Raw genomic sequence first — 17,474 nt, 5'->3', positions numbered from 1 at the left:
CCGTCGTCCTAGGGCGCCACGGGCCGGAAGACGAGCATCAGGACGAAGGCGACGGCGAAGAAGGGCGCGCCCTCGAGCGTGGTGGCCCCGAGGAAGCGCAGGACGAGGCCGAACAGGGCGACCGATTCGCACAAGGCGAAGGTAACAATATGCGCGGCGCGCCAGCGCACCAGCGCAGGTGTATCGTCCGGCTTCAGGCGGAGGATGTCGACAGCGGAATCGAGCATCCGCTTTCGAACAACGACGGCGACGCCAGAAAACAGCAAGGCCATGACGATGATCCCCTGGCGTATGGCGCGCACATCGCGTGCCGTCGGAGGCGCAAGCATCTCGGCCGTGACGAAATACAAAGGAATCGTAAGCAGCATGACGAGGTGGATGATGCGAATCTGACGGAGATTGATTTCCAGGCGGTCAGGCTGGCCATTCATACCGGGCCGACATTCTGCGCCGGCGGATTCCGGGCGTCAACCCGCTGCGTGTATCCTGCCGGCGACATGCGGCGCGTTCTGATCGCCACCTCGAATCCGGGCAAGCTGCGCGATTTCGCGGGCGCGGCCGCGACAGCGGGTGTTGAGGTCGTCGGGATTCCCCACTTCAGTTCCCTTTCCGCCGTCGCGGAAGATGGCGCGACGTTCGAAGCCAACGCGCGAAAAAAAGCCGAGCACTACAGCCGGTACCTTCCGGGAGAACTGGTGCTGGCCGATGATTCGGGGCTCGAAGTAGACGCGCTCGACGGCGCGCCGGGCGTGCGCTCGGCGCGCTATGCCGGCGAGACGGCGACCGACGACGAGAACAATGCGCGGCTGCTTCGCCAGCTAGAGGCCGTACCGGATGAACGTCGCACGGCCCGATTCGTGTGCGTGATTGCGGCGGCGCGCGCCGGGCAGACGCTGGCTACGTTCCGTGGCGAGGCTGCAGGTCGGATCCTGCGCGCGCCGCGCGGTAGTCAGGGATTCGGGTACGATCCGTTGTTCCTTTTCCCATCGTTGGGCAAGACGTTCGCTGAGCTTACTCCAGAGGAAAAGGCGAAGGTGAGCCACCGGGGAAGGGCGTTCCGTGAGTTCCTGCAGTGGTATGGGGGAGGGAGACGGTAAACGGGGCCAGACATGTTTCGTCCCTGCAGGACTCCGATCGTGCTTAATTTCACCCTACCCAGCACTGACGTGCTGGGCTTTCGAGTTTCCGTCGCTTCGCGACTGCGCCGTCACTTGAAGCACTTGGAGAGGGCCTGGCAGATGGTGACCAGCTTCTGCAGGTCGGCGGGGGAGAAGTCGGGGCCGGAGGCGGGGGCGGTCATGCCCTTGCGGCACACCTGGATGACGCCTACGGGACCGGCCTGGGACATCACCGGGACGGACATCAGCTTCTGGATAACATAGGCATGCTTGTCCACTTTTTCGCCCGGCGCAGGCTTGGGGCGGCTGCCGGTATCCACGGCTTCGAAGATGGAGGTGTGCTTGGCCTGGGCGAAGTTGTTGATGATCTCAGCGCGCTTGGTGTTGAAGGTGCGCGCGGCGACGGAGCCGGTGGTGTTCAGCGGGATGGTCCCGATGTTATGCAGCTTGGCGGGATAGACGAAGACCAGGCTGGATTTATCCACCCGCAGGATGCCGACTTCGTCGTCCTTGACGCCGAAGGTCTTGGCCAGCTCGGCGGCAATCTTTTCCCCGTTCTTGGGGGTCAGACCGTCCTTTTCACACTCGGTGGCCAGTTGCGCGAAGGCGATGACGGGTGTGGCCATGGAACCCTCCGTGGTCGGCTGGAATCGAGGCAGGCCATTATAGCCGTCGCGCGGGGAGGGACAAGGGGCGAGAGCGGCGGCAAGACGCCGGCGTTCCTGAGCGGCTCTCTTGCCGGGCGCAAACGCTTCCTTGACTTGGCTGCGCAGCGGCAAAGATAATCGAGAGTTGGGCGTGGCACCGCGCAACTGCAAGGAGACCCGCGACTGAATGGCGTCCACCGCCGCTCCCCCGGCTGATACCCCTCGCATCCCCGCCGGCGTGGCTCCCTTGCGCGCCGGGCAGGGCTACAGCTTCTGGCTGCGGCGCCTGCACTCGCTGAGCGGCATCTTCCCGGTGGGCTTCTACCTGGTGGAGCACATGGTGTCGAACGCCTTCGCCACCAACGGGCCGGCCGCGTATGGCAAGCAAGTGGCCTTCCTGGTGAGCGTGCCCTTCTTGGTGGTGGTGGAGGCGACGTTCATTTTCATCCCCATCCTGTTTCACGCGCTCTACGGTTTCTACATCTGGTTGCGCGGCGAACCCAACCTGAGCGATTACCCGTGGGTCGGCAACTGGATGTACACGCTGCAGCGCTGGACAGGGGGCATTGCCTTCGCCTACATCGTGTTCCACACCTGGGAAATGCGGTTCACGGGAGTGCATCTGCCGGAGAATCCGTACGCGGCCTTCGGGAAAGTGCAGGCGGCCTTCGAGAACCCCTGGGTGGTGGCGTTCTACGTGGTGGGGATCGTGGCGGCGGTGTGGCACTTCAGTTACGGCATATGGTTGTTTGCCGCCAAGTGGGGGATCACGGTCGGTGACCGCGCGCGACGACGTTTCGGCTACGTGTGCCTGATGATGGGTGTGACGTTCCTGGCTGTGTGGCTGCTGACGGTGCGCGCGTTCCTGCGACCGTGGCCGGCAGAAAAAACAGCGAGCTACCGGGTTGCCCAATCGCTGGCGGCGGAGAAGCGCTGAATGGCCCGCGCTCCCAGGATCATCGTGATCGGCGGCGGGCTGGCGGGCCTGGCGGCAGTGATCAAGATCGCCGAGCAGGGCGGCAACGTCGACCTGTTCTCCATCGTGCCTGTGAAGCGTTCGCACTCGGTGTGCGCGCAGGGCGGCATCAATGCGGCCAAGAACCTGAAGGGCGAAGGCGATTCCACCTGGAAGCACTTCGACGACACCATCTACGGCGGCGATTTTTTGGCCAACCAGCCCCCCGTGAAGGAAATGTGCGAGGCGGCGCCGGGCATCATCGACCTGCTGGATCGCATGGGGGTGCCGTTCAACCGCACGCCTGAAGGGCTGCTGGATTTCCGGCGCTTCGGGGGAACGCTGTATCACCGCACGGCGTTCGCCGGCGCCACCACCGGCCAGCAACTGCTCTACGCGCTCGACGAACAGGTGCGGCGGTTTGAGGCCGAAGGCAAAGTCCAGAAGTTCGAGCACTGGGAGTTCCTCTCCGCGGTGCTGGACGGCAACCGCGTGTGCCGGGGAATCTGCGCGATGGACCTGCGCAGCATGGAAGTGCGGACGTTTCCGGCCGACGCCATCATCGTGTGCACGGGCGGGATCGGGGCGATCTTCGGGAAGTCCACCAATTCGGTGGTCTGCACGGGCTCGGCGCAGGGCGCGCTCTACCAGCAGGGCTGCTACTACGCCAACGGCGAGTTCATCCAGGTACATCCCACGGCCATCCCCGGCGAGGACAAGCTGCGGCTGATGTCGGAATCGGCGCGCGGCGAGGGCGGACGGGTGTGGGTGCCGAAGAACCCCGGAGACAAGCGCGAGCCGCTCTCCATCCCGCAATCCGAGCGCTGGTACTTTCTGGAGGAGTGGTATCCGAAGTACGGGAACCTGGTGCCGCGCGACGTGGCGACGCGGGCCATCCACAAGGTGGTGTACGAGCATGGGCTGGGCATCGACGGCAAGCCCATGGTCTATCTCGACCTCACGCATATCGACGCCGCCATTTTGGACCGCAAGCTGGAAGGCATCCTGGAGATTTACGAGAAGTTCGTGGGGGACGATCCGCGCAAGGTGCCGATGAAGATATTTCCCGGCATGCACTACACCATGGGCGGACTCTGGGTGGACTTCAAGCAAGCCACGAACATTCCGGGGATCTACGCCGCCGGGGAATGCGAGTACCAGTATCACGGCGCCAACCGGCTGGGAGCGAATTCGCTGGTCTCCTGCATCTTCGGCGGATTCGTGGCCGGACCGGCAGCGCTGGCCTACGCCAAGTCGGTCGCCAAGTCAGCGGAGGCAGTGGATTCGGGCGTGTTCGAGAGCGAACGCAAACGGCAGGAGGAAATCAACGCCGGGCTGATGCGGTCGAGCGGGTCGGAGAATCCCTTCCGCTTGTGGCGTGAGCTGGGCGAGATGATGACGCGGAACTGCACGGTCATCCGCTACAACAAGGCGCTGGAGGAAACCGATGCCAAGCTGGTGGAACTGCTGGAGCGCTACCGGCGCATCAACCTGAGCGATCGCAACCAGTGGGCCAACACGACGGTGGCGTTCGCCCGCCAGCTCTACAACATGCTGCAGCTCTCGCGGGTGATCGCCCAGGGAGCGCGGATGAGGAACGAATCGCGCGGGGCGCATTACAAGCCGGACTTTCCCGAGCGCGACGACGCCAATTTCCTGAAGACAACCAAGGCGTACTTTGCGGCCGATGCCGACGAACCCCGGCTGGAGATGGAGCCGGTGGATACGTCGCTGCTTCCGCCGCGGCCGCGCCGGTACGATGTGGCGGCGTAGCCTGAGGACCTGACGACAAGCCGATGGCCGAGAAGACGGTCGTTCTCAAGATCAAGCGACAGGCCGATCCCGGGGCCAAGCCCTACTGGGAGGAGTTTGAGCTGGCCTGGAAGCCGGGTATGAACGTGATCTCCGCCATGATGGAAATCGCCGCCAACCCGGTGAACCGCCAGGGCAAGGCCACCGCGCCCATCACGTACGACTCGAACTGCCTGGAAGAAGTGTGCGGCTCGTGCGCCATGCGCATCAACGGCCGGGCGCAGATGGCGTGCTCGGCGCTGGTGGACAAGCTGGAACAGCCCATACGGCTGGAGCCATTGTCGAAGTTTCCCGTGGTGCGCGATCTGGCGGTGGACCGCAACGTCCTGTTCGAGAACCTGAAGCGCGTGAAGGCGTGGGTGCCGGTGGATGGCACATACGACCTGGGTTCCGGGCCGCGCGTGTATCCGCGTCAGCAGGAGGAGGCGTATCCGTACTCGCGCTGCATCTCCTGCTGCTGCTGCATGGAGGTGTGCCCGCAGTTCAACGAGCGAACCGGGTTCGTGGGCGCGGCGACCATCGGCCAGGTGGCGCTGTTCAACGAACATCCTACGGGCAAGGTGCTGGCGCCAGAGCGGCTGGCGGCGCTCATGGGCGACGGCGGCGTCGCTGACTGCGCCTACGCCCAGAACTGCGTCGAGGCCTGTCCCAAGGACATCCCGCTGACGCGCGCCATCTCCAGCGTGGCCGGTCAGGTGATGCGGCAGGCCATCCGCGACCTGTTCCGGAGCTAGCTGCTTGATGCGCGGTCCGAAGAATCCTCCCGAGCATTCGAACCGTCGAATCACGCCAGTCCCTATCGCCAGGAGTCCCTTGAGATGAGAGCGCATGTCCGTCTGTTCGTGTGGTTGCTGGTGACGTCGCCGGTGCTTGCGCAAACGGCCGCGAAACCTGCCGCCAAACCCGACCCGCGCGCCGTTCACAACTCGGCGCTGATCATCGATACGCACGCCGACACCACGCAATATTTCAACGACGACTTCGACATCACCAAGGGCGCTCTGGCCGAGGGCCGACACCTTGATCTGGAACTTGCGCGCAGAGGCAACCTGGGCGCGCAGTTCTTCTCCATCTGGGTGGACCCGGAAGCGCCGCGCTCGCAGGGACGTTTTGCGCTCCGCACGTTTGAGCAGATCGATTCCGTGTACCGCCAGGTGGCGCGGCATCCCGATCGCATGATGATGGCGTTCAGCCCGGCCGACATCCAGCGGGCCCATGCCGGACGAAAGCTGGCCGTGCTGATGGGCATCGAGGGCGGACACTCCATCGAGAACAACTTGGCGCTGCTCAGGGATTACTACCGGCTGGGAGTGCGCTACATGACCATCACCTGGTCGAACAGCACCGACTGGGCCGATTCCTCGGGCGACATCGACAAGGCCGGCGTACCGCACACCAAGAAGGGCCTGACCGAATTCGGCGAGGAAGTGATCCGTGAGATGAACCGGCTGGGTATGATGGTGGACATCTCGCACGTCTCCGACCGCACCTTCTACCGGACGCTGGTGATCAGCCGGGCGCCAGTGATCGCGTCGCATTCTTCGGCGCGGGCGCTGACCAACCACCGGCGCAACATGACCGACGACATGCTGCGCGCCGTGGCCCGCAACAACGGCGTCGTCATGGTGAACTTCTATTCCGGCTTCGTGGACGAGGACTACCGGCGCGAGGCCGCCCAGCTCAACGCCGAGGCCAACGCCGCAGAAGAAAAGCTGCGCGCCCAGCTCAAGGATGCCGACGCGGTGACTTATTACCGGGCGTTCAACAAACTGCACCGCGAGTTCGCGGCCCGCGTGCCGAGGCCGCCCCTGAAGTCACTGATCGACCACATCGACCACGTGGCCAAGATAGCGGGCATCGACCATGTGGGCCTGGGGTCGGACTTCGACGGCATCACTTCCCTGCCCCAGGGCATCGACTCGGTCGCTGACCTGCCGAAGATTACCGAGGCGCTGGCGGCCCGCGGCTACACGGCCGAGCAGCTTCACAAGATCCTGGGCGGCAACCTGATGCGCGTGTTCCGTGACGTGGAGCGCGTCAGCCACGACATGCAGGCAGAGGAGAAAGCCGACGCAGCGGCGGCCGCGACGAAGCGTTGAGGCGCGCCGCCGCACAAAGTAGAATCAGATGCTCTCTGGAGGTTGAATGTCCCGACTGATTGTTGCTGCACTTCTGTTCGTTTCCGTGATCGCCTGCGAGTCCGCACCACAAAAGCCGGCGACCGCCGCCCCGTCGACACCGGCCCCGGCCGCTGCCGAGGCCAAACCGAATATGGGTCCCGACCCCGCTACCCTGGTCGGGGCGACGGCCGTGATCGAAACCACGATGGGCAAGCTGACGTGCAAGCTGTTCGCCAAGGAAACGCCCAAGACGGTGGCCAATTTCGTCGGACTGGCCGAGGGCACGCGCGACTGGAAGCATCCGCTCACCAAGTCGCCGAAAGTCGGCGTGCCTCTGTACGACGGCACCATCTTCCATCGCGTGATCCCGGACTTCATGATCCAGGGCGGCGACCCGCTGGGCAACGGCTCGGGCGACCCGGGCTACAGCTTCGAGGATGAGATCGTACCCACGCTGAAGTTCGACCGCCCCGGACGGCTGGCCATGGCCAACTCCGGACCGGACACCAACGGCTCGCAATTCTTCATCACCGAGGTGCCGACGCCGCACCTGAACGGCAAGCACACCATTTTCGGGCAGTGTGACGCGGCCAGCGTCGCGCTGGTGCGCAAGATCGCCCGCGTGCCCCGCGACGAGCGCAACGACAAGCCCTTCAAGCCGGTGAAGATTGAGAAGATCACCATCATGCGCGCGGAAACGAAATAGCCACAGAGACACTGAGAACACTGAGAGAATGCAGAGAGTGTGGGAGATTCGGTGAGAGGCTGCCAGGTCTCGACTTTCTTATGATGAATACCTCTCTGTTGATGTGCCTCGGTAGCTGACAAAGGAGATTCATGGCCCGCACACCCGGAACCTACGCCGTGTTCGACACCACCGAGGGACGCATTGTCTGCCGCCTGTTCGAGAAAGAAGCGCCCAAGACTGTCGCCAACTTCACTGAGCTTGCCGAGGGCAAGCGCGAGTGGACACATCCCCGCACGCGGCAGAAGACGCGCGACCGGCTGTACGATGGAACCATCTTCCATCGGGTGATCCCCAAGTTCATGATCCAGGGCGGCGACCCGATGGGTACCGGCTACGGCGGCCCCGGCTATCAGTTCGAAGACGAGACTAAAGGCTCGCCCTACAAGTTCGACAAGCCGGGCAAGCTGGCCATGGCCAACGCCGGACCGAACACCAACGGTTCGCAGTTCTTTATCACGGTGGCGCCTACGGACTGGCTGACCGGAAACCACACGATTTTCGGAGAGGTGGTGGAGGGCCAAGAGGTCGTGGAGCGCATCGTGAACGTGCCGCGTGGCGCTAACGACAAGCCGAAGACGGACGTGGTGTTGAACACGGTGACGATCGAAAGAGTGTGACCCAGGTGGTGGGCAGGGATAGTCGCGCCACGCATGTCTTCCGGGTGTAGGATCCCCCGCTTCGCGCGGGATGCCAGATGAATTGAGGCTCACGGGCTGGCCCGGGCGCTACAATCGCCCTGAGCGTCACGAGAGCTTATGTTCCCGGCACTCGACAGTGATCTAAGCAAGATCGCGCTGTTGGGCGGCGTGGCGGGCGTGCTTTACCTTTTGGCGCGGCATCTTTCGCGAGCGCCCAATGCGACAGAGCTTCCCAACTCCCTCGGTCCCGAGCCGGTCGCTTTCCCGGAGGCGACGAAACCGGCTGTCCCGCTGGTGGGCTACGAACTTCCGTTTCCGCTGGACGTGCGCGAGCTGGAGGCCAAGTACGGCCCCGGTTTTGCCCGCCCCAACATCCTCAACTACTACTGCCGCGAGACGGACATGGTCGCGGGGCCGTCCGATCCGGAAGACTTCTACGACGAGTTTTTCGTCGAGATGGAGAACCCTGAGCACGAACATCGCTGGACGACGAGTTTCCACATCGCCACACCCAAGGGTCTGGAACGGGTGATGCAGGAAGATCGCAGCGAGTTCGTGTACGGCGACGGCGCCATCATCGTGCAGCGCTTCGACCTGGCGACGATTCTGCGGGCCGTGCTGGAGCGTTACGCGGAGCCCAACGATCCGCTGTTTCGGGCAGAAAAGGAAAAGGCCTGCCCTCCGGCCGACCTCGTTTGAGAACCCCCGCTAGACGCCGATCACCGTCACCAGTTCCTTCACCGCATCCGCGCTCTTCTTGAGTGCGGCGGCTTCCTCGGACGCCAGCTTGATCTCGATGACGTCCTCGATGCCGCGCGCGCCCAGTTTGCAAGGCACTCCGACGAACAGGCCGCTGATGCCGTACTCGCCTTCCAAATAGGCGGCGCAAGGCAGGATCTTCTTCTTGTCCTTGATGATAGCTTCAGCCATCTCGGTTACGGCCGCAGCGGGCGCATAGTAGGCGCTGCCCGTCTTGAGGTATTTGACAATCTCGGCGCCGCCGTCGCGAGTGCGCTGCACCAGTCGGTCGATTGTCGCCTTGTCCATCAGCTCAGGGATGGGGATCCCGGCCACAGTGGAGTAGCGTGGCAGCGGCACCATGGTGTCGCCGTGGCCCCCGAGCACAAATGCCGTCACGTTCTCCACGCTGACCTTGAGTTCTTCGGCAATGAAGGTGCGGAAGCGGGCGGAATCGAGCACGCCGGCCATGCCGATCACGCGGTTGCGGGAAAACCTGGAGAGCTTGTAAGCCGCCTGCGCCATGGCGTCCAGCGGGTTCGAGACCACGATGAGGATGCAGTCGGGCGAATTGGCCACCACTTTGCCCACTACGTCCTGCATGATCTTGTAGTTGGTGTTGAGCAAGTCGTCGCGGCTCATGCCGGGCTTCCGCGGGATGCCGGCGGTGATGACGACGATGTCCGAGTTGGCCGTATCGGCGTAGTCGTTGGTGCCCAGGACGCGCACGTCGCGCTTTTCGATGGGCATGGCCTCGAGCAGGTCGAGGCCCTTGCCCTGGGGCACGCCCTCAATGATGTCGATGAGCACCAGGTCAGCCAGTTCCTTGGCCGCCATCCAATGGGCTACGGTTGCGCCTACATTGCCGGAACCTACGATGGTTACTTTCTTGCGCATAGACCCTCTCTCTGATGTGTTACTTCATCCTGTCCGCGAACGGCCTAGTCAGCGGCCGTCGAAGCCTTCACCCGGTCCATGTTGGCGATGATGTGGCCGGCGAACTCGCTCGTCTTGACCTTGGTGGCGCCTTCCATCAGACGCTCAAAGTCATAAGTCACCAGCTTCTGCTGGATGGTGCGCTCCAGCGCATCTTCGATGAGCCGGGCGGCCTCCTTCCATCCCAGAAAGTCGAACATCATGACGCCGGAAAGGATGACCGAGCTGGGGTTGATGACGTCCTTGTCGGCGTACTTGGGTGCGGTGCCATGAGTCGCCTCGAAGAAGGCGTACTCGTCGCCGATGTTGGCCCCGGGAGCGATGCCCAGGCCGCCGATCTGCGCTGCGCAGGCGTCGGAGATGTAGTCGCCGTTCAGGTTGGGCGTGGCCAGCACCTGGTACTCGTCCGGCCGGGTGACGACCTGCTGGAAGATGGAGTCGGCGATGCGGTCGTTCACCATGATCTTCTTCTTCCACGCACCCTTGCCGTGCGTGGCATAGATGGCGTCGAGCACGCCGCGGACTTCAGCATACACCTGCTGGCGGAACGGCTCGGTCGCAAACTCCAGACCGGGCTCGACCATGCGGGCATTGTCCTCGATGGAGAGGTCCGGGTTCCTGTCCTTGTTGTCGAGGATCCAGCTTTCGCGTTCGGTGACGATGGCGTCACGGAATTCCTCCTGGGCCAGCTGGTATCCCCACTCCCGGAACGCGCCCTCGGTGAATTTTTGGATGTTACCCTTATGGACCAGCGTGACCACCTTGCGGCCGTTGGCCATGGCGTGCCGGATGGCCATGCGCACCAGGCGTTTGGTGCCGGTGACCGAGATGGGCTTGATACCGATGCCGGAATCTTCGCGGACCTTCTTCCCGGTTCCCTTCAGCATCTCGTTGTTGAGGAAGTCGATGAGCCTTTTCACCTCCGGTGTTCCCTGCTTCCACTCGATGCCGGCGTACACGTCCTCGGTGTTCTCGCGGAAGATGATGACGTTCATGCGCTCCGGATGTTTCACGGGCGACGGCACACCCTGGTAGTACTTCACGGGACGCACACAGGCGTAGAGGTCGAGGATCTGGCGCAGGGCCACGTTGAGCGAGCGGATGCCGCCGCCGATGGGCGTGGTGAGCGGGCCCTTGATGGCCACGCGGAATTCGCGCACAGCTTCCACGGTGTCGTCCGGCAGCCACGTCTGGAATTGGGTGAAGGCTTTTTCGCCGGCGAAGACCTCGTACCAGGCCACGCGGCGCTTGCCGCCGTACGCCTTTTCCACGGCAGCGTCGAAGACACGCCGAGAGGCCTTCCAGATGTCGCGGCCCGTGCCGTCACCCTCGATGAAGGGAAGGATGGGGTTGTCCGGAACGTGGAACCGCCCGTCGCGGTAGGTGATCTTCTGCCCGTCCGCCGGAACGGGGACGCCGTTATAAGCCTTCGCCATACGACCTCCGCCAAAAAGACAGGCAATTATAAAGGCAGGCCACAGCATGGCTGCTGTGCGCCACGTCACACGATGATGCGCTCGTACACCCGCCGCACGCCCTGGAAGGTGCGCTCCAGTTCGGCTTCCAGGCCGCCGACCAGCTCCCGCCCCAGCAGCCTGGCGGTGAGTCGCTCGGTGGTCTCCCGTGCCTGCTCGGAGGCGGGGAGCGATTTGCGGGCGCGCCCCTGCACCAGGCGGATGACGTGCTCCAGGGTGCGCAGCAACTCGCCGGCGAAATCCAGGGTGGCGCAGTCGTTATCGCTCAGCAGGCCGCGTGTGGCCAACTGGTGCAGCTTCAGGCGGATGTTTCCGCGCACGTCGTACGCCCGCCGTCGTACCACCAGGTAGGAAACAATGAAGTCGATATCGTAAAAACCGCCGGGAGCGGTCTTGAAGTTGCGCTCGCCCGCCTCGGTTTTTTCCAGGCGGCCACGCATGTCGCGCACCGCGGCGGGAAAATCGGGATGAGCGGCGAAGCGATCCAGTCCGCGTTCCACCGCCTGCCACGCGCTCTCCGCCAAATCCGGCGATCCGGCTACATGCCGCAACTTGGTATAGGTGAGCGCCTCCCAGGCCTGGGCGTCGAACGCGAAATACTCCCCGAGGAGCCTGGGCGTGTGGACGAGCTCGCCCTCGGCGCCCCGGGGACGCAAGCGCGGGTCAACGGCGAACACCGTGCCGTCTCGCGTGTAGGCCGAGAGCACCTCGACCATCTGCTCGGCGGCCCGGACGCCCTGGGCTTGCGGCAGGGATTCGTCGCGGACGAACAGCAGGTCGGCATCGGAGGCGATATCGAACTCGCAGCTCCCCAGGCGACCCAGCGCAAGCACGCTGAACCCCTGGGTCGCGCCGGCGATCCAAGCGGCAGCACGGATGGCGTCGTCGGCGATGGCGGTGGTCTCAGCCAGCGAGTCGTACACCGGCCGGTCTTCCACCAGGTCGCGCGCTCCGGCGGCAAAAGCGCGGTGCCGGTAGTGCTGGCGCAAGAGGGACAGCTTCTCGCTGTACGATGCCTCCGATTCGGCGATGTGCGCGAACACCGGGTCAGCGTCCGTTTCCGGCCGCTGCGCCTCCGGCGAGAATAGTTCGCTCTCCGCCCTGGCTTCAGGGCCCTCGCCAATCTCACGGATGGTGGCGATTTCCTCCGGATGGCGAATGAGGATGTCCGTCAGATAATCGCTCACGGCGAAGATGCGCAAGGCGCGCTCCACGGCCTGAGGATCGCGAGTAACCGCGGCGTAGCGCTCCGAGCTGGTGAACGACGCGCTCAGGAAGCGATGCAGGTTGCGGCGGGCGTGGGTGGCCAGCTCACGGCGCGCCGCAATCTCGTAGAGCGCCGGAGCGTCCACGGCCAGCCGGTGCAGGATCTGGTCGTAGGTGAGCTCGCGACCCAGCTCGGCCAGCGGCATGTGCAATCGGAAGCCGGCTTCCGGGCCTTCGCGCAGCTTCACTTGCTGCTGGCTATGGATGATGCGCTGGTAGATCTCCGCCACGGCTGCCATGCGCTGGCGGACGGTGGCAACAAAGTCTTCCGGCGAGACTTCGCCGTGCTCGGCGCCCATAACGGCACGCGCGATGACTCGCAGCTCGGCTTCCGACTCGGGCAGGCGGTGCGTCTGCTGCCCGCGGCGCAGTTGCAGCCGGTGCTCCACCCGGCGCAGGAATTCGTAGCCGCTGTTCAAATCGTGAAAGTCCTTGCCGGCGAGGTGTCCCTTGTCATGCAGCTTGTGCAGCGAGAACAGCGTGCCGCCGGAACGCAGCCAGGGTTCGGAGCCCCCGTAGACGCGCTGCAGGCATTGCACCAGGAACTCGATATCGCGGATGCCCCCACGCTCCAGCTTGACGTCCAAATGCAGCCGGCCGTGGCCACTGGCCGCAGTGACCCGGCGCCGGTGGGCGCTGATTTTTTCCCGTGTGTCGAGCGCGGTTTCGATGGCGGCGAAATTCAGTTCCTTGCGGTAAATGTGCGGCTGGATTCCGCGGATGAACTCGCGGGCCAGCGCCTGGTTCCCCGCCGAGTGACGCGCCTTGATCATGGCCTGCAGTTCCCAGTCATGGGCGCGCTCGCGGTAGTAACGCAGCGCGTGGGAGAGAGGGACGGCGGGTTCGCCCTCGCGTCCCTGTGGCCGCAGGCGCAAATCGATGCGGAACACGGCGCCTTCGCGCGTCACGCGTGAAAGCAGTGCGGTCGCGTCCTGGGCCAGGCGGATGAAGTACTCGCGGTTGGAGATGGGCCCGGGGTCAGCGGGTTCGCCGTCGCCATAGAGAAACAGCAGGTCGACGTCGGAACTGTAGTTCAATTCCATGCCGCCGAGCTTGCCGAGCGAGAGCACGGCGAAGGGCGGTTCTGCAATGCGGCCTTCGCGGTCGGCGGAGAGCGGCGGGCCGAAGCGCGCTCGCAGCGCGGCATCGCACTCCCGCACAGCTTCTTCGATCAGCACGTCCGCCAAAGCGGAAATCTCCGCCGTGGTCTCGGCCAGGGTCGCGATGCCCAGCACATCGCGCAGCATGATGCGGATGTACTCGCGCCGCTTGAATCGGGCCAGCAGCAGCGCGGCATCGCTCTCAAACGAACGCGAGCGGAAGCGCGCCAGGCTCTCCTCGTGGTCCTCGCGGGAGTGGGTGCGGTCCAGATGCCGCTCGCGCGCGAGCGCGTGGAACAGGTCGGGGTTCTGGAGGAGCGTCTCGCCCAGGTACAGGCTGTGGCTGAATACGGCGACAGCGTAGTGGACCAGGTAACGGTGCCGGTCCATGAGCCGAAGGACTTCCGCGTTGCCTGCGGAGCACAGGCGCTCGAACAGGTTGAGGGCGGAGTCAGGATCAGGCGAATCAGAAAGCAGTGTGGGCAGCGACTCGGCTACGCCTGCCGGTGCGTGTGCGCGAACACGCGCCAGGTTCTGCGCAGCGCGCTCCGGGTCCTGAAAGGCGATGTGGGACAGCGCGGCTGCTGGGTTCACCCTTCACCGCTCTCCACAGGAGTGATGACTGCGGCCAGCATAGCACGGTAGCCGTTAAGCTCGACCGGCCCGCAGTAGCATCACAGCGGCTCCAGATCGATGCGCACTGTCAGCAGGCTGGTGCCGAATCCGCGGACGGCCAGGCTGTTCAGCAAGGTGCTGGGACGCTGACGCGCGAGCCAGCGCTGGCGGGCACGAGGGTCATCCTCCGGAAGGAGGTGCGCCGTACCGCTCCGCCACCTCAGCCGCAGCCCGTGGCGCACCCGGACCCGTACGCGCGGGCTTGCGGCAATGTTCCGCACGTAGCCTGCCTCCATGCCATGCTCGGCGACGATCCAGAACTGGTCGCCGATGCGGCTGTCTCCCACCGGCGTGCGCCGCGGCTTGCCGCTACGGTGGCCGGTGGTTTCCAGTAGCGCATAACCAGGCGGCACCAAACCGATAGCGAACAGCAGCTTGATCGGCGGATTCAGCACGTACTTCTGCAGCGCATGCACAATGCGGCGTTTCATCCTTGTTCCCTAGAAAACGCGGCCTCGATCATACGCCGAACGCCCGGTGGCAAGGAGAAGGGCCCGGCTCATCACCGGGCCCTAAGGTTTTCTAACCACTAACCACTGGCGACTGGCCACTGGCCACTGGTTCTAGATGTCGTAGTACAGCGCGAACTCGTACGGATGCGGGCGCAGCCGGATGGCGTCCACTTCCTTGGCGCGTTTGTACTCGACGTAGGTCTGGATCAGCTCCTCGGTGAAGACGTCGCCCTTGAGCAGGAACTGATGGTCCTTTTCCAGGGCCTCGAGCGCGCCATCGAGCGAGCCGGGCATGGAGGGCACTTTGGCCAGCTCCTCCGGACCCAGGTCGTAGATGTCCTTGTCGAGGGGCTGGCCGGGATCGATCTTGTTCTCGACGCCGTCCAGGCCGGCCATCATCATGGCCGCGAAGGCCATGTAAGGATTGCAGCTCGGGTCGGGCGGCCGGAACTCCACGCGCTTGGCCTTGGGCGAGGCCGAGTACATGGGGATGCGGCAGGCCGCGGAGCGGTTGCGCCGCGAGTACGCCAGGTTCACCGGCGCCTCAAAGCCCGGCACCAGGCGTTTGTAGCTGTTGGTGGTGGGAGCGATGATGGCCGCCAGCGCCGGGCCGTGCTTGATCAGCCCGCCGATGTACCACAGCGCCGTCTGCGAAAGCCCGGCATAGCCGTCACCGGCGAACAGCGGCTTCCCGCCCTTCCACAGCGACTGGTGGGTGTGCATGCCGCTGCCGTTGTCGTTGAACAGCGGCTTGGGCATGAAGGTGACCGTCTTGCCGTACTGGTTGGCGACGTTCTTGACCACGTACTTGTAGACCATCATGTTGTCGGCCGAGCGCACCAGCGAGTTGAACTTCAGGTCGATCTCGGTCTGTCCCCCGGTTGCCACCTCATGGTGGTGGCACTCCACTTCCAGCCCGCACTTCTGCATGGTGAGCGCCATCTCGCTACGCAGGTCCTGATAGTGGTCGGTGGGCGGCACTGGGAAGTAGCCTTCCTTGAAACGCGGCCGGTAGCCCAGGTTGTTGGCCTCGCGGCCGGAGTTCCAGCGCCCTTCCTCGGCGTCGATGAAGTAGAAGCCGTGCTGTTCACGCTGGTCGAAGCGCACGTTGTCGAAGATGAAGAACTCGGCTTCCGCGCCGAAGTAAGCCGTGTCGGCCAGGCCGGTGGAGCTGAGGTACAGTTCCGCCTTCTTGGCGATGTAGCGCGGATCGCGGTCGTAGCGCTGCTTGGTCACCGGGTCGATGACGTCGCACACCATCACCAGGGTGGGCACGTCGGTGAAGGGATCCATCATGAACCAGGCGGGATCGGGAATGAGCAGCATGTCACTTTCATGAATGGCCGCCCAGCCGCGGATGCTGGAGCCGTCCATGCCGAACCCCTCTTCGAACGAGGACTCCGTCAACTGGTCGATGGGAAAGGAAACGTGGTGCCACAGGCCGGGGATGTCGGTAAATCGCAGGTCCAGCAGCTTGGCCCCGTTCTGCTTGGCAAATTCCAGGACTTCTTTGGGCGTCGCCATGTTTTCTCCTTAACGTCCGCTGACGCGGGCGGTTGGGGCGTCGGCGGCCAACACTCGGCTTCGGCCTGCTCGACGCTCGTGGGACTTGGGCATGGGAACCGGTTCCGGGCTCGGGCTGTTACACTTCTGTAGAGATGCGGCTGGCCGCGTCTCCCGGAGACATTGCGGGCAATGTCTCTACCAGAAGCGCCGCCCGATATTCTGAAGCTAGCGTTTGGTACAGGCTTTGTGAAATCGATTGTTTTTATGAGCCCGATAACTCGGGCTTATGAGCGCGTAAGTCTTCTGCATTCATAAACATGGACTGTGGAAGTTCTGATTCTGCTGAGGGCTGATGGCTGACGACTGACGGCTGCTCTTATGGACTACGACCAACTGGAAACCTTCCTCGAAGTCGCGCGGCTGAGCAGCTTCTCGCGCGCGGCGGAGAAACGCTTCCGCACCCAGCCGGCTATCTCCGCCCAGATCCGCGTGCTCGAGGAGGAAGTGGGCGCCAAGCTGCTCGACCGCTCCGGCGGCAAAGTGTCACTCACCGCCCCGGGCAAGGCTTTCCAGAAGTTTGCTGAGGAAGCGCTGGCCGCCCGCCGCCAAATCCTGACTTCGCTGGCCGAGATGGAGCGCGTCCCGCGCGGCGAGATCGTGGTGGGCGCCAACGAGGGCACCTGCCTCCACATCCTGCCGGAGGTCTTCGCCGAGTTCAAGAAGCAGTACCCCAGCGTCTCGGTGAGCATCCAGCGCTCGGAGCGGGCCCGCGTCCTGGAATCCATCATCGATAACTCGGTGGACTTCGGCGTGGTTTCCATGCCGGTGAACGACACGCGTCTTACGGTGGTGCCGATTCACCGCGATGAACTGGTGGCCATCGCAGCTCCGCAGCATCCCCTGGCCAAATTGGAGGCGGTCAGCGCAAGCGACGTCGTGCGCTACCCCCTGCTCCTCCCCAAAGTTGGGCGCACGCGGGACGCGCTGGAGGCTCTGTTCGACCAGCTCCGCCTCAAACCCAACATCTCCATGGAGCTGGATTCCAGCGAGCTGCTGAAGCGCTTCGCAGCCGCCGGCGTGGGCGTGGGATTCATCGCCCGTTCCAACGTGCTGGAAGACGTGCGTGCCGGAGCCCTGGTCGCCTTGCCCCTGGCCGACGCTCACATTCGCCGCGACCTGGCTCTGGTCTTCCGCAAAGACAAGGCCCTGAGCCGCGCCGCCCTGGCCTTTATCGATATTGCAGTGAAGCTGAAGCCGGCACAGACCCAGGCGGGCTGACCGAGCGTGG

16 protein-coding genes are annotated in these 17,474 nt (G+C 64.2%); 9 read left to right on the top strand and 7 right to left on the bottom strand.

Going from position 1 to position 17,474, the window contains the following annotated elements; all coding sequences use genetic code 11:
• Positions 1-8: 8 nt before the first annotated feature.
• Positions 9-431 carry a hypothetical protein gene (locus tag VNK82_06260; GenBank protein HXE90551.1) on the bottom strand — a complete coding sequence of 141 codons (423 nt, stop codon included), beginning with the start codon at positions 429-431 and terminating at the stop codon, positions 9-11.
• A gap of 66 nt (positions 432-497) precedes the next feature.
• Between VNK82_06260 and VNK82_06255 the strand changes: the two genes are divergently transcribed.
• A complete protein-coding gene (locus tag VNK82_06255; GenBank protein HXE90550.1) occupies positions 498-1,097 on the top strand; it encodes an XTP/dITP diphosphatase in 600 nt (199 codons plus the stop codon).
• A gap of 110 nt (positions 1,098-1,207) precedes the next feature.
• Here VNK82_06255 and VNK82_06250 read toward each other — a convergent pair whose 3' ends face one another.
• On the bottom strand, positions 1,208-1,744 hold the full coding sequence (locus tag VNK82_06250) for a GAF domain-containing protein (protein HXE90549.1): 537 nt from the start codon (positions 1,742-1,744) through the stop codon (positions 1,208-1,210).
• Between the two features lie 208 nt (positions 1,745-1,952).
• Here VNK82_06250 and VNK82_06245 point away from each other — a divergent pair, with 208 nt between their 5' ends.
• The 7 genes from VNK82_06245 to VNK82_06215 all read left to right on the top strand — a co-directional run bounded on the left by VNK82_06245 (position 1,953) and on the right by VNK82_06215 (position 8,737).
• On the top strand, positions 1,953-2,702 hold the full coding sequence (locus VNK82_06245; protein ID HXE90548.1) for a hypothetical protein: 750 nt from the start codon (positions 1,953-1,955) through the stop codon (positions 2,700-2,702).
• Positions 2,703-4,493: a succinate dehydrogenase flavoprotein subunit gene (gene sdhA, locus VNK82_06240; protein HXE90547.1), complete on the top strand. Its 1,791-nt coding sequence runs from the start codon at positions 2,703-2,705 to the stop codon at positions 4,491-4,493.
• 23 nt (positions 4,494-4,516) lie between these two features.
• Positions 4,517-5,266 carry a succinate dehydrogenase iron-sulfur subunit gene (gene sdhB, locus VNK82_06235; GenBank protein HXE90546.1) on the top strand — a complete coding sequence of 250 codons (750 nt, stop codon included), beginning with the start codon at positions 4,517-4,519 and terminating at the stop codon, positions 5,264-5,266.
• Between the two features lie 84 nt (positions 5,267-5,350).
• Positions 5,351-6,631, top strand: a complete 1,281-nt coding sequence (locus tag VNK82_06230) for a dipeptidase (GenBank protein HXE90545.1) — start codon at positions 5,351-5,353, stop codon at positions 6,629-6,631.
• A 46-nt stretch (positions 6,632-6,677) separates the two neighbouring features.
• Positions 6,678-7,358 carry a peptidylprolyl isomerase gene (locus VNK82_06225; protein HXE90544.1) on the top strand — a complete coding sequence of 227 codons (681 nt, stop codon included), beginning with the start codon at positions 6,678-6,680 and terminating at the stop codon, positions 7,356-7,358.
• A 131-nt stretch (positions 7,359-7,489) separates the two neighbouring features.
• Positions 7,490-8,017 (top strand): peptidylprolyl isomerase, encoded by a 528-nt coding sequence (locus tag VNK82_06220; GenBank protein HXE90543.1) that lies wholly within the window; start codon positions 7,490-7,492, stop codon positions 8,015-8,017.
• Between the two features lie 138 nt (positions 8,018-8,155).
• Positions 8,156-8,737: a hypothetical protein gene (locus VNK82_06215; protein HXE90542.1), complete on the top strand. Its 582-nt coding sequence runs from the start codon at positions 8,156-8,158 to the stop codon at positions 8,735-8,737.
• Positions 8,738-8,746: 9 nt separating this feature from the next.
• On the opposite strand, the gene mdh is transcribed toward VNK82_06215, so the two are convergent.
• The 5 genes from mdh to glnA form a co-directional block, all read right to left on the bottom strand.
• Entirely contained in the window at positions 8,747-9,673 is a 927-nt protein-coding gene (gene mdh, locus VNK82_06210; protein ID HXE90541.1) for a malate dehydrogenase, read from the bottom strand.
• A gap of 44 nt (positions 9,674-9,717) precedes the next feature.
• Positions 9,718-11,148: an NADP-dependent isocitrate dehydrogenase gene (locus VNK82_06205; GenBank protein ID HXE90540.1), complete on the bottom strand. Its 1,431-nt coding sequence runs from the start codon at positions 11,146-11,148 to the stop codon at positions 9,718-9,720.
• A 65-nt stretch (positions 11,149-11,213) separates the two neighbouring features.
• Positions 11,214-14,147, bottom strand: coding sequence for a hypothetical protein (locus VNK82_06200; protein ID HXE90539.1), 2,934 nt, complete (start codon positions 14,145-14,147; stop codon positions 11,214-11,216).
• Between the two features lie 80 nt (positions 14,148-14,227).
• Positions 14,228-14,659: a nitroreductase/quinone reductase family protein gene (locus VNK82_06195; GenBank protein ID HXE90538.1), complete on the bottom strand. Its 432-nt coding sequence runs from the start codon at positions 14,657-14,659 to the stop codon at positions 14,228-14,230.
• A gap of 132 nt (positions 14,660-14,791) precedes the next feature.
• Positions 14,792-16,204 carry a type I glutamate--ammonia ligase gene (gene glnA, locus VNK82_06190; GenBank protein ID HXE90537.1) on the bottom strand — a complete coding sequence of 471 codons (1,413 nt, stop codon included), beginning with the start codon at positions 16,202-16,204 and terminating at the stop codon, positions 14,792-14,794.
• Between the two features lie 360 nt (positions 16,205-16,564).
• Between glnA and VNK82_06185 the strand changes: the two genes are divergently transcribed.
• Positions 16,565-17,464: a LysR family transcriptional regulator gene (locus VNK82_06185; GenBank protein HXE90536.1), complete on the top strand. Its 900-nt coding sequence runs from the start codon at positions 16,565-16,567 to the stop codon at positions 17,462-17,464.
• The last annotated feature ends 10 nt before the right edge of the window (positions 17,465-17,474 follow it).

It is taken from the genome of Terriglobales bacterium (assembly GCA_035573675.1).
Taxonomy (GTDB): Bacteria; Acidobacteriota; Terriglobia; order Terriglobales; family Acidobacteriaceae; genus DATMAB01.
The sequence above is the reverse complement of the archived record's forward strand: the minus strand, read 5'-3'. Positions and strand labels throughout refer to the sequence as shown.

What these genes read in the sequence shown, in the direction of transcription:
- VNK82_06250 (HXE90549.1), bottom strand. Translation starts at nt 1,744, where the DNA reads ATGGCCACACCCGTCATCGCCTTCGCGCAACTGGCCACCGAGTGTGAA.
- VNK82_06255 (HXE90550.1), top strand. Translation starts at nt 498, where the DNA reads ATGCGGCGCGTTCTGATCGCCACCTCGAATCCGGGCAAGCTGCGCGAT.
- sdhA (HXE90547.1), top strand. Translation starts at nt 2,703, where the DNA reads ATGGCCCGCGCTCCCAGGATCATCGTGATCGGCGGCGGGCTGGCGGGC.
- VNK82_06195 (HXE90538.1), bottom strand. Translation starts at nt 14,659, where the DNA reads ATGAAACGCCGCATTGTGCATGCGCTGCAGAAGTACGTGCTGAATCCG.
- VNK82_06260 (HXE90551.1), bottom strand. Translation starts at nt 431, where the DNA reads ATGAATGGCCAGCCTGACCGCCTGGAAATCAATCTCCGTCAGATTCGC.
- mdh (HXE90541.1), bottom strand. Translation starts at nt 9,673, where the DNA reads ATGCGCAAGAAAGTAACCATCGTAGGTTCCGGCAATGTAGGCGCAACC.
- VNK82_06205 (HXE90540.1), bottom strand. Translation starts at nt 11,148, where the DNA reads ATGGCGAAGGCTTATAACGGCGTCCCCGTTCCGGCGGACGGGCAGAAG.
- VNK82_06230 (HXE90545.1), top strand. Translation starts at nt 5,351, where the DNA reads ATGAGAGCGCATGTCCGTCTGTTCGTGTGGTTGCTGGTGACGTCGCCG.
- VNK82_06215 (HXE90542.1), top strand. Translation starts at nt 8,156, where the DNA reads ATGTTCCCGGCACTCGACAGTGATCTAAGCAAGATCGCGCTGTTGGGC.
- sdhB (HXE90546.1), top strand. Translation starts at nt 4,517, where the DNA reads ATGGCCGAGAAGACGGTCGTTCTCAAGATCAAGCGACAGGCCGATCCC.
- VNK82_06225 (HXE90544.1), top strand. Translation starts at nt 6,678, where the DNA reads ATGTCCCGACTGATTGTTGCTGCACTTCTGTTCGTTTCCGTGATCGCC.
- VNK82_06185 (HXE90536.1), top strand. Translation starts at nt 16,565, where the DNA reads ATGGACTACGACCAACTGGAAACCTTCCTCGAAGTCGCGCGGCTGAGC.
- glnA (HXE90537.1), bottom strand. Translation starts at nt 16,204, where the DNA reads ATGGCGACGCCCAAAGAAGTCCTGGAATTTGCCAAGCAGAACGGGGCC.
- VNK82_06245 (HXE90548.1), top strand. Translation starts at nt 1,953, where the DNA reads ATGGCGTCCACCGCCGCTCCCCCGGCTGATACCCCTCGCATCCCCGCC.
- VNK82_06220 (HXE90543.1), top strand. Translation starts at nt 7,490, where the DNA reads ATGGCCCGCACACCCGGAACCTACGCCGTGTTCGACACCACCGAGGGA.